At 44.8% G+C, this 14,229-nt stretch carries 13 protein-coding genes and 4 tRNA genes; 4 read left to right on the top strand and 13 right to left on the bottom strand.

Going from position 1 to position 14,229, the window contains the following annotated elements; all coding sequences use genetic code 11:
- Nucleotides 1-131 precede the first annotated feature (131 nt).
- Together ABEF84_RS11355 and ABEF84_RS11350 are read left to right on the top strand one after the other, a co-directional pair.
- Nucleotides 132-1,937: a DUF2157 domain-containing protein gene (locus ABEF84_RS11355; RefSeq protein WP_347454967.1), complete on the top strand. Its 1,806-nt coding sequence runs from the start codon at nucleotides 132-134 to the stop codon at nucleotides 1,935-1,937.
- On the top strand, nucleotides 1,934-2,518 hold the full coding sequence (locus ABEF84_RS11350) for a GDYXXLXY domain-containing protein (RefSeq protein ID WP_347454786.1): 585 nt from the start codon (nucleotides 1,934-1,936) through the stop codon (nucleotides 2,516-2,518). The genes ABEF84_RS11355 and ABEF84_RS11350 overlap by 4 nt, the downstream gene beginning before the upstream one ends.
- 68 nt (nucleotides 2,519-2,586) lie before the next feature.
- Here ABEF84_RS11350 and panD read toward each other — a convergent pair whose 3' ends face one another.
- The 11 genes from panD to ABEF84_RS11295 all read right to left on the bottom strand — a co-directional run bounded on the left by panD (nucleotide 2,587) and on the right by ABEF84_RS11295 (nucleotide 8,693).
- The gene (gene panD, locus ABEF84_RS11345) at nucleotides 2,587-2,967 is read right to left on the bottom strand and encodes an aspartate 1-decarboxylase (protein WP_034585782.1); all 381 of its coding nucleotides are present in this window, start codon (nucleotides 2,965-2,967) and stop codon (nucleotides 2,587-2,589) included.
- Nucleotides 2,968-3,112: 145 nt separating this feature from the next.
- Nucleotides 3,113-3,694, bottom strand: a complete 582-nt coding sequence (gene pth, locus ABEF84_RS11340; protein WP_347473683.1) for an aminoacyl-tRNA hydrolase — start codon at nucleotides 3,692-3,694, stop codon at nucleotides 3,113-3,115.
- 19 nt (nucleotides 3,695-3,713) lie between these two features.
- Nucleotides 3,714-4,010, bottom strand: coding sequence for a 50S ribosomal protein L25 (gene rplY / locus ABEF84_RS11335; RefSeq protein WP_347454788.1), 297 nt, complete (start codon nucleotides 4,008-4,010; stop codon nucleotides 3,714-3,716).
- Between the two features lie 99 nt (nucleotides 4,011-4,109).
- The gene (locus ABEF84_RS11330; RefSeq protein ID WP_034585773.1) at nucleotides 4,110-5,063 is read right to left on the bottom strand and encodes a ribose-phosphate pyrophosphokinase; all 954 of its coding nucleotides are present in this window, start codon (nucleotides 5,061-5,063) and stop codon (nucleotides 4,110-4,112) included.
- 36 nt (nucleotides 5,064-5,099) lie between these two features.
- Nucleotides 5,100-5,174 (bottom strand) — tRNA-Gln (locus tag ABEF84_RS11325).
- Between the two features lie 91 nt (nucleotides 5,175-5,265).
- Nucleotides 5,266-5,340: transfer RNA gene (locus ABEF84_RS11320), tRNA-Gln, on the bottom strand.
- 22 nt (nucleotides 5,341-5,362) lie between these two features.
- A tRNA-Gln gene (locus ABEF84_RS11315) sits at nucleotides 5,363-5,437 on the bottom strand.
- A gap of 26 nt (nucleotides 5,438-5,463) precedes the next feature.
- Nucleotides 5,464-5,538, bottom strand: a tRNA-Gln gene (locus ABEF84_RS11310).
- Nucleotides 5,537-6,367, bottom strand: a complete 831-nt coding sequence (gene ispE, locus ABEF84_RS11305; protein WP_034585770.1) for a 4-(cytidine 5'-diphospho)-2-C-methyl-D-erythritol kinase — start codon at nucleotides 6,365-6,367, stop codon at nucleotides 5,537-5,539. The genes ABEF84_RS11310 and ispE overlap by 2 nt, the downstream gene beginning before the upstream one ends.
- A 22-nt stretch (nucleotides 6,368-6,389) precedes the next feature.
- Nucleotides 6,390-6,971, bottom strand: coding sequence for a lipoprotein insertase outer membrane protein LolB (gene lolB / locus ABEF84_RS11300; RefSeq protein ID WP_034585843.1), 582 nt, complete (start codon nucleotides 6,969-6,971; stop codon nucleotides 6,390-6,392).
- A 9-nt stretch (nucleotides 6,972-6,980) separates the two neighbouring features.
- Nucleotides 6,981-8,693, bottom strand: coding sequence for a tetratricopeptide repeat protein (locus tag ABEF84_RS11295; RefSeq protein ID WP_034585839.1), 1,713 nt, complete (start codon nucleotides 8,691-8,693; stop codon nucleotides 6,981-6,983).
- A gap of 79 nt (nucleotides 8,694-8,772) precedes the next feature.
- On the opposite strand from ABEF84_RS11295, the gene hemA reads away from it, so the two are divergent.
- Together hemA and ABEF84_RS11285 are read left to right on the top strand one after the other, a co-directional pair.
- Nucleotides 8,773-10,056 (top strand): glutamyl-tRNA reductase, encoded by a 1,284-nt coding sequence (gene hemA, locus ABEF84_RS11290; protein WP_347454789.1) that lies wholly within the window; start codon nucleotides 8,773-8,775, stop codon nucleotides 10,054-10,056.
- A gap of 99 nt (nucleotides 10,057-10,155) precedes the next feature.
- Nucleotides 10,156-11,019, top strand: a complete 864-nt coding sequence (locus tag ABEF84_RS11285; RefSeq protein WP_004679438.1) for an IS982 family transposase — start codon at nucleotides 10,156-10,158, stop codon at nucleotides 11,017-11,019.
- 92 nt (nucleotides 11,020-11,111) lie between these two features.
- Here the strand turns inward: ABEF84_RS11285 and ABEF84_RS11280 are convergent, their stop codons facing one another.
- Nucleotides 11,112-13,019, bottom strand: coding sequence for a DNA primase (locus tag ABEF84_RS11280; RefSeq protein ID WP_034583019.1), 1,908 nt, complete (start codon nucleotides 13,017-13,019; stop codon nucleotides 11,112-11,114).
- 213 nt (nucleotides 13,020-13,232) lie between these two features.
- Complete coding sequence (locus ABEF84_RS11275) at nucleotides 13,233-14,225, bottom strand: outer membrane protein assembly factor BamD (protein ID WP_034583022.1); 993 nt, start codon at nucleotides 14,223-14,225, stop codon at nucleotides 13,233-13,235.
- Nucleotides 14,226-14,229 lie beyond the last annotated feature (4 nt).

Below are 14,229 nucleotides of genomic sequence, written 5' to 3'. Positions count from 1 at the left end.
TTGATAAGTCACGTATTTGCAGAATTTCAGATAAGTAAAACAGATAATCTGAATTGTCTTGGCGTTTTAGCAAAAAGCTGGAAACATGCTATTTAGCGAACAAGAATAGAAATTGATCAATCATGCGAACTATGAAGAAAACTGAGCGGATCCAGAATTATCAATTTTCACCCTTAATGTTTTGTCATGCAGAGGTGCTACATTATCTGAAAATTTTAGGACTGCTACTGATTGCAGTCAGTTTTGTGTATTTGCTTGCGGCGAATTGGTGGATGCTGCCGGATCAGGTTCAGCTGGCGATACCGATGCTGATTTTACTTTGCAGTACGGTAGCAAGTGTAGGGTTTAGTAAGCGAAACTGGCTTAGACAAAGTCTGGATGCTGTATCTGGGCTGATGTTGGGATTAACTCTGGCTGTAATTGGACAGATTTATCAAACGGGCGCAGACAGTTATCAGTTGTTTCTACTCTGGTCGGTGTTGCTGTTGCCATGGTTGTATCGTTCCAATATCGGCATTTTTGTCATGCTCTGTGTCGTCAGCCAATTAGCCCTTTATTTCTATTTTAAACAAAGTTTCTGGATGGCAAGGGCAGTAGGGTTGTATTTACTAGGATTAAACCTGCTCACGGCAGTTAGCTTTGCTTTTACCATACGTTATTACCCGCTACTTCGTTACCTGTTTATTGCATTCATTATCGCTATTTCGATCAGTAGCATGATGCAGTTTACCCATCATTTTGAATTAAGGTATTTGGTTTCCTCACTGATTCTGCCAATTGCTGCAGCTGTTTATTTTTATTGCAAACATCAGGTACTGGAAACAATTCTGTTCATCGCTGGTCTGGCTGCCAGCTTAAGTTTATGGCTATTTGAGTTGGTGGATGATCAGTTGACCAATTCAGCTGCTGGCTTATTTGTATTGGCTATGCTGATTTTTGGCTGGTTTGCGCTGATTAGTTTTGCACTCAAGAAAATCTTTCCTCAAACGAAATTTTCCGTCATTCCTTTGGCACTGGGTGCCTGGATTGCTGGAATTATTCTGGCAGTACTATTGCTCACCTATTGGAAAGCAGTATCGATTGTCTTGGGTCTGGTATTTATCGGCATCGCCTGGAAATTACTGAATCAACAGACATCAATTTTCCTGCGGCAGTTCGCCTATTGCTTGTGGGTCTGTGGACAAGCGGCTGCCCTAATGCATACTGAATTATTAACTGATAGTTTCTTGCTGGTCTGGCTGCTGCAACTGGGAATGTTGGGTTTTACCCTACTGAACCGTATGCACTGGTTTATTTTGACCTTGCAGCTATTGATCGCACATGTACTGGGAATTGCAGTTTTGGCTTTGGAAACTTCCTTTCAGCATGATGATGTGATGATTACGCTTGCCTTAAGCCTGAACTATTTGATTTTTATCCTACTATTTCTGACTGCACCTTATTGGCAGGTCTCAAGTTATTGTAAAAGTGTTTATCTCTGGATGATTGCCATGTTGGCCGGTTCAGCGCTGGTTCAATCTGTAACAGGATTAAATTATTGGCAGGACATTGGGCAGTTTAGCTGGGATCGGATTTTATTGTTTTATCTTCTTCCAGGCCTGTTATTGCTCAGCTTTATCTGGCAAAACTTGCCACAATTTTCAGAAAAATGGCTGTGGCTAATTCCTGCTTTTGGTGTCTTGCTTATCCTGCTGGGCTATTTTGAGATTTTTATTATTTTGGTTCTCATGTCGTGGGCTGTGTCTAGTCAACAAACACTAATCCAAGGGTTGTTGATTCTCTTGCTGATCTTCTGGCTGTGGATGTTGTATTACAACTTGGGACTCAGCTTCCTTGTCAAAAGCCTGACTATTTTTATTTCCGGTCTCATAGTCTTGTTACTGGTTTATGGCTTAAAGCAGATCAGGATTAATCCTGTTCAGGAGGAAACTATATGAAAAAGCAGTTTCCTATTATCTTAGTTTTGTTCAGCATCCTGATCTTTGTAGGGCTGATTCTAAAACATGAAGATCATTTGCAAAACAGCCAATCGATTTATATTGAGCTGGCACCAGTTGATCCACGTTCCATGCTGCAAGGCGATTATATGGCGCTGAATTATGAGCTGTATTTAGCCGGTCTCAGGGAAGGCAATCCTTGGGATGAGAATAGAGCAAGAAATAAAAAGCAAGAAGTTTCAGAAAGGCAGATTCAGAACCAATCTAAGATTTTGAGTTATGTACAGCTAGATGCCCAACGTCGAGTGATTCAAACCAGTTTTGACCAGAATCAGTTAAAGACTAATCCAGAGAACACAGTTCGACTAGTTCTTAAGAATCCGAGCAATCAGCTGCAGAATCTCTACCCGGCAGCGAATAGTTTTCTGTTTGCCGAAGGTTTGGAGTCTTGCTATCGCAATGCCAAATATGCTGAGTTAAGGGTTAAACCGGACGGGCAGGTTCTACTGGCTGGATTAGTCGATGAGGATTTAAACAGCCTGAATTGTGAAAGCCAGACAAATTGGATCAAGGGCAGTTAGAAATATTTTTAGGGTATTTAAAAGCCAATAAAAAAGCCTGCAGATGCAGGCTTTTTTGGATCCGACGCTTAAGCCACCTGAACTGGAATACAGTTTGCAGTGTGGTTTACAGTATTGTCCGGGTTTGCATAAACAAGACGAGGTTTGTGGGCATCTGCTTCAGCTTCAGTGAAGTCGCCGAAAGTCGCGATGATCATGATGTCACCCACGTCTGCTTGTAGGGCAGCACCACCATTAACAGAAATGATACCTGAACCTTCTTCACCACGGATGGCGTAAGTGGTAAAACGCTTACCATTCGTTACGTTCCACATATGAATTTCTTCATATTCGCGGATACCTGCCAAATCCAGGAGAATGCCATCGATCGCACAAGAACCTTCATAATGTAATTCTGCTTGTGTTACGACACAGCGGTGGATTTTAGCTTTTAATAAACGAGATAGCATGGCTAGCGTCTCCTTGGTGGACCTAAGATTTTAATCTTATGGTTAAATCAGTCTTGCTTGCTAAATGATGAACAATCGAGCAATCGCATTTTGCTCTGAAATGAACAAGATGGCAAGAAAGATTGTTGAACAATTTATAGAATGATCAGTTTGGTTTGTAGGCGTTAATCTGGTTCATGGCCTGCTGTACTTCACCATTGACCAGTAATTTCATGCGAGATAAAGCATGTGCGATCGCATCATCCATCAAGGTCTGTTCGCTACTTGGGGCTTTACCCAATACATGACCTGTCACGCGTTCTTTAGAACCTGGGTGACCAATGCCAATGCGCAGGCGATGGAAGTTTGGACCGATATGCGGCACGATATCGCGTAAACCATTATGACCACCATGGCCGCCGCCAGTTTTCAGGCGAATGACACCAGGGTTCATATCCAGTTCGTCATGAGCAATCAGGATTGACTCAGGGGCGATATTATAGAATTTGGCAAAAGGCACAACACTTTGACCGGAACGGTTCATGAATGTTGTAGGCAGAAGCAGACGAACGTCTTGGCCTCCGATATTGCCTCGACCGCTAAATCCATTGAATTTTGGGTCTTTTTTGAGGGAAATGCCATATTGGTCTGCAAGGCGTTCAATAAACCAGAAGCCTGCATTATGGCGGGTTTGGGCATACTCAGAACCTGGGTTACCCAAACCAACAATCAGTGAAATATTTGACACTAATTTACACCATTAACACTTATGCGCGTTTGAAGTCTGCGTGCATTGGAGTGTTTTTAGCTGGGTGACGTTGCAGCGCTTGGATTTTCACGCTTTCAGTTTTACCGTCAACGTTGATTTCAACAACTTCTTCGAAGAAAGCATTGCTTTCTAAAGCTTTAACAAGCTGACGAAGTTCAAGAGTTACAGCTACAGGAGCAGCTTCACCGCCATAGATGATAGCAGGTACTTTGTTTTGAAGACGAAGGCGGCGGCTCGCACCTTTCCCTTGTTGAGCTTCATCACGTGCTGCTGCGTTTAATACGAAGTTTGCCATGATAGACATCCTATTTAAGTTTAAGTTGACCAGACTTGCGACCAGTCTGGTGATAGAAAGCCCCGCCAAAAGGCAGGGCTTTGGAAATTCAGCGCACTATTATAGATAAGAATCGAACATTGCGCTAATAGATTCTTCGTTGTTAATACGACGAATTGTTTCTGCAACCATACTTGCAACAGAAACCTGGCGAATCTTACCAAGAGCTTGAGCTTCTTCTGAAAGAGGAATGGTGTCAGTCACAACCAGTTCATCGATCACAGAATTTTTCAGGTTTTCCAGTGCTTTACCAGACAATACTGGGTGAGTTGCATAAGCAACCACACGACGTGCACCGAACTGTTTCAATGCATCAGCCGCTTTACACAAGGTACCTGCAGTATCCACCATGTCATCGACGATGACACAGTCACGATCTTTTACATCACCAATCAAATGCATCACTTGTGATTCATTCGCTTTTTGACGACGTTTATCGATGATGGCCAAGTCGATATCACCCATCTGTTTTGCAACAGCACGAGCACGAACCACACCACCAACGTCTGGAGAAACAACCATCAGGTTGTCATGAGACTGTTGACGCAAGTCAGCAAGCAGGGCTGGAGTACCGTAGATGTTGTCGACAGGAATATCGAAGAAACCTTGGATCTGGTCAGCGTGAAGGTCGATCATCACTACGCGGTCGATACCTACAGTAGTCAGCATGTCTGCCACTACTTTTGCGGTAATCGGTACACGAGTAGAGCGAGGACGACGGTCTTGACGGGCATAACCGAAGTAAGGGATTACGGCAGTAATACGACCAGCACTTGCACGACGCAATGCATCAGCCATAACCAGAATTTCCATCAGGTTATTGTTGGTTGGGGCACAAGTAGGCTGTACGATAAATACGTCTTTACCACGTACATTCTCAGTAATTTCTACAGCGATTTCACCATCAGAAAAGGTTGAAACAGAAGCAGCACCTAGAGGAATGTGTAAATGGCTTACGACTTTTTGGGCGAATTGTGGATGCGCGGTTCCACTAAAAACGACAAGATTGGGCATGAAGCACCCTTGGCGGTTAGAATATATGGGAATAGATGGCAGGGGTAGCTGGATTCGAACCAACGGATGGCGGGATCAAAACCCGCTGCCTTACCACTTGGCGATACCCCTAATGCGGCAGAACTTTAATATTTTTGCGGTATTGTGTCAAGGTAAATTAACACTCTTACTGCAAAAGCATATTCTGTCTTTTTCGAGAAAATGGCAGGGGTAGCTGGATTCGAACCAACGGATGGCGGGATCAAAACCCGCTGCCTTACCACTTGGCGATACCCCTGGAATTCGATGCAACTGTAAGATGGCAGGGGTAGCTGGATTCGAACCAACGGATGGCGGGATCAAAACCCGCTGCCTTACCACTTGGCGATACCCCTAATACAGTACATCTACAGGTGAAAAATGGCAGGGGTAGCTGGATTCGAACCAACGGATGGCGGGATCAAAACCCGCTGCCTTACCACTTGGCGATACCCCTAAGAAACCTTGAAATGACGTAATGGCGATTCTTGCAGACTGTTGACCAGGTAAGCTTTACATGGTGCATGTTGCAGAATGTCGTTTACATTCATATCACTAGTCACTTCGATAAACACGCAGGCACCTGTACCTGTAAGCTTTGCAATACCGAACTGGTCGAGATACTGCATTGCTTCATCGACTTCAGGATATAAGCTTCTTGCCAGTGGCTCAAAGTTATTTCCGAAATCAGATGGTGATATCTGATAGGCGCAAAATTTAGAGGGCTTCGTGTCTCTTGTCAACGATTTTTGTGAAAAAAGCAGTTGAGTGCTGATAAAACAGTCAGGTTTCAGTACGATGAACTGTTTTTGATCTAAGTCAATGAATGTTAAGTGTTCACCGACACCTTCGGCCCAGGCATTGCGGCCATGCACGAAAATCGGCACGTCTGCACCGAGCTTCACGCCCAGCTCAGCCAGTTGTTCAGTGTCTAGCCCGCAGTCCCAGAGCTGATTCACCACAATCAAGGTCGTTGCTGCATTGGAAGAACCGCCACCGAGTCCGGCACCCATCGGAATATGCTTTTCCAGACGGATTTTTAACCCGGTAACTGTCTTTGCATAAGGCTTGAGCATTTGTGCAGCGCGATAAATCAGATTCTGTTCCAGATCCACCGATGCCAGACCTTCGATCTGAATCTGTTCATCATTAGTTTGCTCAAACTCCAGCCAGTCACACAGGTCAATCAGCTGGAAAATACTTTGCAGCTCATGATAGCCATTGGGTCGGCGACCAGTAATGTGGAGGAACAAATTCAGTTTGGAAGGCGAGGGAACATGAATCATGGATGAACTTCAGTCAAATGCATTAACGATTTTGAATGACCATTGTAATACGGTTTTCACCGCCGCTCTCAAGTGGCTGCTTTAAAATCAAACGGTTTGGCAGACGGGACTGCTCGGCATAGCTTAGATCCACTGTCCAACCATCCTCAATAATCTGACTGATGCGTTGCGAGGCATCTTTTTGCAACTGGGCTTTCATGGTCGCCGGACGGCCTTGTACCCAGTCTACCAGGTGAGTAATAGGCGCCTGCCAGCCGGTGGCTCGTTGCAGTAATTCCTCTGGAGTTGCAGCTTTAATTAGACCTGTTTTGGCACTGTTTAGCGTCACTTGCCCAGGTTGTCCTGAAATCTGGGTTTTACCAACCCCAAGAATACCGGTCAGTTCGATATCAAACTGTTCCTGTTGCTGTGCCCAGGTAAAGAACGCGCTGCCACTTTGCTGTGGAGTACGCACTCCAATCTTGCCCTGTAGCTGGAATTCATTTTCAGCTGTTGGCACTCCAGACGTTGCAGGTGGTTGTGGCTTGGTAATTTGCTGACAGCCGGTCAGAATCAGGGTGCCTGTTGCAAAGGCGCAGCAAGCCAGCTGGCGAAGCTTAAGCATCATTGTAAATTAACTCGTTTTCATCGGTGGGGATAACAATAACGAATGAAGCTGTTTTAATTCAGGATCATTCGGGTATTTTTGTTGTAATTCATTAAAGATCTGTTGGAATTGTTCAGTATCACCGTTCATGTACAGCGAACGTGCCAGACGAGCACCCAGCTTGGCACTTGGGTTCAGAGTGTAGGCCTTGGCCCAGGCCGTGACTGCAGTGGCAAAGTCATTTTGCTGGTAACAGATATAACCGAAAGTATCCAGAATTGAAGCTTGTTCAGGCGCATTCTCTAGGGCCAGTTCGACATAGCGACGCGCTTCTTCCAGACGACGGTTCTGCATCGCCAGGGTATAGGCATAAGCATTCAGATAGGCCGGGTTATTCGGTTCAATGTCCAGTAAACGCCTCAGCAGTTTATCCAGCAGTTCACGATCCTGATGCGGATCCAGCAGCAATACCTGGGCATAGACCAGTTCAGGATCATCCGGCAGGTTGCTACTGGCTTCTTCCAGCAAACGTAGCGCCGCTTTTTTGTTGTTCATCTTCTTCAAGATATCGGCCTGGGCCAGATACAGGAAGCTGGCATGCTGGGGGTAGTTGACCCGTTCCTGGGTCAGGAAGCGCAGGGCATCTGGCAGCTTATCCTGCTTGGCAAAAATGCTGATCATGTTGCGGCGTGAAACGGTATACAGGCTGCCATCTACCAGACGGTAATAGGCCTTGGCAGTTTCATAATGCTGCTTACGTTCGGCGTTAATCGCCAGATAGTAATAGGCCTCATTCTGGTATTGATCGGAATAACGCAGCTCGACCAAATGTTTTTCCGCTTTTTCGTATTGTTCCAGGTCGATACTGGTCAGGCCGGCAATAAACAGCGCTTCTTCATGTGTCGGCCACTTCTTTAAAATGGCTTCCAGCTTCTTTAGTGCCTGTTGTGCCTCGTTCAACTTGATCAGGTATTTGACTTCTGCCAGACGCACTTCGATGTTATTACGGTTCTTGCGGCTGGCTTTTTCATACCATTTCAGGGTTTGTTCTTCATCGTTTAGTGCCTGCAATAGATTCGCTTTAAGCAGGATATAACCGGTCGATTTCGGGCGCTTCTTAAGTGCACGGTTGATGGTTCCTAATGCCTGTTCAAACTGACCATTCTGCGCTTCCAGACCGGCGACCAACACCAAAATGGACGGGTTATCTTTGGCCTTGCTGGTGCTGAGTGCCTGAATCAGATAGTTACGGTCTTCAGGATCTTCTGGCGCGATCCCAGCCAGGATTTCTTCCAGATCTGCGGTATCATCAATTCTGAGAATCTTATCTAAAGTCTCTGCAGCTAACTCATATTCATGGGCTTTCAGGGCAATATGCGCCAGATAAAACATGGCTGGCACATCTTCCGGTTCCTGTACTACCCAATGTGTGGAAATATCCAGTGCCGCGCGCAGATCATTATGCTCGAGTGCCACGTTCAGGGCACGCTGTTTCACGGTGGTGGAATTGCTCTTGATCGCCAGCACGGTATAGTTATGCAGCGCAGTCGGGATGTCATTGGAAGCTAAAGCAAATTCGGCAATCATGCTCTGTTTAATTGCTTCATAATTCGGGTTGGCATGGTAAACTGTTCCTGCTGCCTGAAGCTGGGCAGTGGAAGCCATGCTACCCACAAGTAAGAATGTGGTAGAATATTGCTTAATTGTATGGCCGTGACTACGGCTATTGATATATCGCAATTTTTTCTTGATCCAAGTAATGCTTTTTATGACACCGATGTTGCACAATAGCATAAATTTAGTGAAATGATGACCTGATATGTCTTTCTTTGCATTGGGTGTCAACCATCAAACTGCCTCTGTAGAGCTACGCGAAAAAGTTGCCTTTAACCCTGAAAAGTTAAGCGCTTTATTGGCCGAGCAAAGCCAGCACCCCGAACTGAATGACATGGTGGTGGTGTCTACATGTAACCGTACTGAAATCTACGCGATCTCTGACAATGTAGACCTCGTGCTGAACTGGCTTGCCCAGAAAAATGGCATTGATGTGAGGCAGTTGCAAAATCATGTCTATCGCTATGAGAACGCGCAGGCAGTGACGCACTTGATGCGTGTCGCAAGTGGCCTGGATTCACTCATGCTCGGTGAACCGCAGATTTTAGGTCAGGTCAAAACAGCGCTTTCCCTAGCCAAAGAAGCTCATACTGTTTCACCGAATTTAAACCGTATTTTTGAATATGCGTTTTATGCCGCTAAACGTGTGCGTTCGGAAACTGCAGTGGGTAGTCATGCGGTATCGATGGGTTATGCCGTTGCTCAACTGGCTTTACAGGTTTTCTCCAAGCCGGAAAAACTGACGGTGATGGTGGTGGCAGCCGGAGAAATGAATAGTCTGGTCGCCAAACATCTGGCAGAAATGGGTGTGGGCAAGATTCTGATCTGTAACCGTACCCGTGCCCGTGCCGAAACGCTGGCGCAGGAAATTGCGCATCGTGTTGAAGTAGAAATTATTGACTTCAACCAGTTGGCAGACAATTTATACCGTGCCGATGTGATTTCTAGCTGTACTGGTAGTTTGCATCAAGTCATTAGTTTTGCAGATGTCAAAACGGCTTTAAAGAAACGCCGTTATCAACAAATATTGCTGGTTGATCTGGCCGTCCCACGCGATATCGACCCTAAAGTTGAAAAACTGGATGGTGTCTATCTGTATGGTGTAGATGACTTGCAAAGTGTGATTGATGAAAACTTGGCGCAGCGTCGTCAGGCCGCAGTTGAAGCCGAGCTGATGGTCAATCAGTTGGCTACTGAACTGATCACTCAGCAAAAAGTGAATATGGCCGGTGAAACCATTTATGCTTACCGTGATTTTGGCGAGCAGCTGCGTGAAGAAGAATTAGCATTGGCGATGCAGCGTATAGCCAAAGGTGAACAAGCGGAAACAGTGATGGCTGAATTTGCCTATCGTTTAACTCAAAAACTGTTGCATCCAACGTCGATGCTGCTACGTGAGGCTGCTAAATCAGAAGATCCATCGCATTTTGAGCTGATCGAACAAACCTTACATGATGTGATGGCATACCGCCGTAAGCCGAAACATTAAAATTAACCTGAGTTCGATATAAAAAAAGAGTAGAAAAAAAGCCCTGTTTTTGTAACATATTGGTTCTCAAGACAAAATGTTATAAAACAAGGCTTCTCAATGGATCATATTACCGAATTATTTTGTATTTTGGATGATTTCTGCAAAAAATTTAATGAATCTTTAGAGAAAGCTTTAATTTCTAATCAAAAAACCAGGTTGAAAAAGTCAGCTTTAAGCTTGTCTGAAGCAATGACCATTGTCATTTTATTTCATCAATCCGGTTTTAGATTCTTCAAATATTTTTATTGCCAAATGATCGTTCCATTCTGGAAATCTGCTTTTCCTAAACTGCTTAGCTACAACCGATTTATTGAAATCATGCCCCGTTGTTTGCAAGCTCTGAGTAGCTTCTTCCATCAGGTGAAAGGAAAAGATACGGGAATCAGTATCATTGACTCCACTAAATTGGTAGTTTGCCATAATCTTCGGATTAAAAGGCATCGTGTATTTAAAGGCTTGGCCGGTCGTGGAAAAAGTAGTACGGGTTGGTTTTATGGTTTTAAATTACATCTCGTTATCAATAATTTAGGTGAAATTATTAATCTCAAGCTGACATCGGGAAATGTTCATGATGTTGCTATATTAGAATCTTTAACTCAAGAATTAAAAGGGATCCTACTCGGAGACAAAGGCTATTTGAGCAAAGCAAAAGCCGAAGCTTTAGCAGCAAGAGGACTGAAAATATTGACCCCATCACGTCGGAATATGAAAAATAAACCCATCCAAACTGAAGAAGAAAAACAATTACTTTGCAGAAGAGGATTGATCGAAACAGTGAATGATCAATTAAAAAATTTACATCAACTTGAACATTCACGTCATCGTTCGGTAAATAACTTCATGGTGAATATCATGGCTGCTGTAGTGGCTTATTGTTTGAACCCCAATAAGCCAACTTTCCAAAATATGCTAAAAGGTTAAGTGGATTTCATCGAACTCAGGTTAAAATTAATATTGAAAAGAAAAATGGAGATCACAGTGATCTCCATTTTTGTATCTGGGATATAAGAAAATTAGTCTTCCAGCAACGTCATGGTACGCTTGCGGTCAATCTCAAAGATCTGCAGTTTCAGGTTTTTCATTTCTTCAATGCTGCTAAATTTTTTCGATTTAATCTTGTGTTGCAGGCATTGATACTGCAGCTTGGTGGACAGGTCGGCTGCTAGCTTGTCGGCCTGTTCTGGCGAAGATGTATAGTCACTGACGTTGGCATGCTGCAGGATGCGTTGCAGTTCATGATGGTAGGCCGCACAGGCTCCTAGCACATAGTAAGTTGACAGTTCAGGATCATCTGGCAGGTCATCAAAGATGATATTCAGGATGTTCAGAATCTTGTGCAGCAACTGATCTTCGGATACTAGTGCACGTAGTGGCTCAAAATGAATATACAGATACGGATGATTGATCAGAATCGCGATTACATATTCTTCGGCATCAATCTTGGTGCTAAAACTTAAGCTCGCATCATTATTGACCTTCGGTTGCCATTTGCGGTTAAAACCAAGTTTTTCCCGGAAGAACTGCTGCAGCAGGTAACGGTATGAACCCTGTTTGGGTAACAGTTCAGTCAGCTGGCGCAGCTCGGCCATGACCTGACTTTTACCTTCAGGTGTTGCCACATCATGGTTTTGGGTCAGATGGGCAAACACAAAATCGGAGAGTAGTGGCGCCTGATCCAGCAAACGACGGAAGTTTTCAATGCCCTCACGACGGATCAGGGAATCCGGGTCATGGTCATCCGGCAACACGAAAAACTTGAGCTCACGGCCATCATTGAGCAACGGCAGGGCAATCTCTAAGGTACGTCGTGCCGCTTTCTGGCCAGCTGCATCACCGTCAAAGGCAATGGTAATGCGATTGTTCTGCTTGAACAGGATATTCAGGTGTTCGGTATTACTGGCTGTCCCTAGCGTTGCGACTGCCCCATGAATGCCATATTGCTGCAAAGCAATCACATCCATGTAGCCTTCCACCATCAACCAGTCTTGGGCTTTGGCTTTGCGGCCTTCATATAGGCCATATAACAACTGGTTTTTATGGAAGACTTCGGAATCTGGGGAGTTGATGTATTTTGGCTTGATCTCGTCATTCAGTGCCCGGCCACCAAAGCCGACCACACGGCCTTTGGGGTCGCGAATCGGGAAAATCACCCGATCCCGCAGCAGGTCGAAATCCCGGCCATTGTCACTGGTGCGGATTAAGCCTAAAAGTTTGAGACCTTCAATATCCTGAGGAAAGGCTTTTTCCAGATGCTGCCAGTCTTCTGGTGCATAACCCAGACGCCAATAGGCAATGGTGTCGCTACTTAAGCCACGCTGCTTGAAATACTGCTGTGCGCTGGCACTGTTAGGTAACTGGCGTTCATAGAACTGCGCGATATTTTCCAGCAGGTCATACAGGTTGCCTTCCTGAGGTGCATCCTGTATCGGCATCTGTTCAAAGGATGCAAATGGATCGCCGTAGTCTTGCTCAGCATTCTGGAATTCCGCAAAGGGATCAAAATGTGCAGTAGGAGCAGCTTCAGTAGATGTATTTGGTGAAGGATTCTGCAGAGCTGATGTTGTTGGCTTTGGTGCAACTTTCGGCTTGGCTTCGCGCTTGTATTTAAGCTTGCTGGAATCCTGATTGTCTTTTGGCAGTTCAATCCCGGTCTGGCTGGACAGATCTTTCATCACCTCGATGAAATTACGGTTACCTATATCCATTAAAAAACGGATGGCATTACCATTGGCCTGACAGCCAAAACAGTGGTAGTACTGCTTGTCACGATAGACGTGGAAAGATGGTGATTTTTCCTGATGGAAAGGGCAGCAGCCCGAATAGGTCCGGCCAGTCTTTTTTAATTTTACGAATTGACCAATCACATCGACAATATCGGTGCGATCGAGAATCTGATCAATCGTATGTTGAGGAATGGCCATGGTGTACTGAGCTTCTCGTGCTGCGTTCTTTAATCGCTAAGTTATTGAAAAAATTAGGCGAGTCAAATACTCGGCCGATTCATTACTGTATAAACCTTTTGCAGTTATTGTTCAAGAACTGTTCATGGTGCTATTTATTTTAGCACTGCCGAAAAAGCAAAAGGGCAAGTATGATACCTTGCCCTTTACAAAAATGCATCCGAAAGAAGCTGCTTATTCGGCAGTTGCTTCTGGTTGCTCTGTTTCAGTATTTGTATTTTTCGGACGGTCCAGCAGGCCAAAGCTGATGCGGTTGGTCAGGCTGCGTTCCTGTTTCGGTTCAGGAATATTATCTGAACCTTCATAAGTACGTGCTTCTTTACCAAAGATACCGAGGGTTGCACGGTTAAACAGGCTGCCTTCACTGCGTGCTGCACGCAGATTCACTGAACCGTCAGCATTGACCAGTTCTGGATAGTTCAATTTCAGCAATTCTATATATTGCTGTGCAGTGGCTTTATCTCCCAGCTTGTCATAGCCATAGGCAATGGTCGCCAGTGCTTCCGGGGTTTGTGGTACTTGTGGGTAATGTTCAATCACCCATTGTGCACGTTCAACTGCAGCCAGGTATGCTTTACGCTTGATATTAAAGCGCGCTGCATTCATTTCATGTTCAGCCAGTTCCTGACCAATGAACTTCATGCGCTGTGCTGCATCCACTGCATATTCGCTGGAAGGGAAGCGGCGGACAAAGTCGACAAAGTTCTGATACGCCACTTTCAGGTAGCTCACATCACGGTGTGCCTGTTTCAGCTTGGTATAACGTAATAAACCGTTATAGTTTTGTTCCATATTCGCTACACCACGCACATAGTAGGCATAGTCGACATTTGGATGCTGTGGATTCAGGCGAATAAAACGTTCTGCCAGTGCTACTGCACCTTCATAATCTTTTTGCTGGAATTTGACATAGAGCAGTTCCAGTTGTGCCTGAGCAGCATATGGACTGGTAGGGAAATAGGTTTCCAGACCTTCAAGCTGTTTTGCGGCATCAGTATATTGTTTGCGATCAAGGGCTTTCTGTGCTTTTTGAATATAAACCTGTTCGCTAGATTCTGGACCTTTATCCACGACTTCTTTTTTTGGATTACTGCTACAGCCTACCATTGCCGATGCAACGCCTAGCGTAATTGCAAGCATTGTCATTTTATAATGTGGTAGCGACATAAAA

Origin of the sequence: Acinetobacter sp. ANC 7912 (assembly GCF_039862785.1) — a bacterium.
In the GTDB taxonomy this organism is placed as follows: domain Bacteria; phylum Pseudomonadota; class Gammaproteobacteria; order Pseudomonadales; family Moraxellaceae; genus Acinetobacter; species Acinetobacter thermotolerans.
Note: the sequence above shows the minus strand (reverse complement) of the source record. Positions and strands in the feature narration are given on the sequence as shown.

Bases quoted from the DNA above. Each gene is read 5' to 3' on its own strand.
- lolB (WP_034585843.1), bottom strand. From the start codon at position 6,971: ATGCTTAAGCTTCGCCAGCTGGCTTGCTGCGCCTTTGCAACAGGCACC.
- panD (WP_034585782.1), bottom strand. From the start codon at position 2,967: ATGCTATCTCGTTTATTAAAAGCTAAAATCCACCGCTGTGTCGTAACA.
- ABEF84_RS11280 (WP_034583019.1), bottom strand. From the start codon at position 13,019: ATGGCCATTCCTCAACATACGATTGATCAGATTCTCGATCGCACCGAT.
- ABEF84_RS11355 (WP_347454967.1), top strand. From the start codon at position 132: ATGAAGAAAACTGAGCGGATCCAGAATTATCAATTTTCACCCTTAATG.
- rplY (WP_347454788.1), bottom strand. From the start codon at position 4,010: ATGGCAAACTTCGTATTAAACGCAGCAGCACGTGATGAAGCTCAACAA.
- ABEF84_RS11350 (WP_347454786.1), top strand. From the start codon at position 1,934: ATGAAAAAGCAGTTTCCTATTATCTTAGTTTTGTTCAGCATCCTGATC.
- ABEF84_RS11275 (WP_034583022.1), bottom strand. From the start codon at position 14,225: ATGTCGCTACCACATTATAAAATGACAATGCTTGCAATTACGCTAGGC.
- ispE (WP_034585770.1), bottom strand. From the start codon at position 6,367: ATGATTCATGTTCCCTCGCCTTCCAAACTGAATTTGTTCCTCCACATT.
- ABEF84_RS11285 (WP_004679438.1), top strand. From the start codon at position 10,156: ATGGATCATATTACCGAATTATTTTGTATTTTGGATGATTTCTGCAAA.
- hemA (WP_347454789.1), top strand. From the start codon at position 8,773: ATGTCTTTCTTTGCATTGGGTGTCAACCATCAAACTGCCTCTGTAGAG.
- ABEF84_RS11330 (WP_034585773.1), bottom strand. From the start codon at position 5,063: ATGCCCAATCTTGTCGTTTTTAGTGGAACCGCGCATCCACAATTCGCC.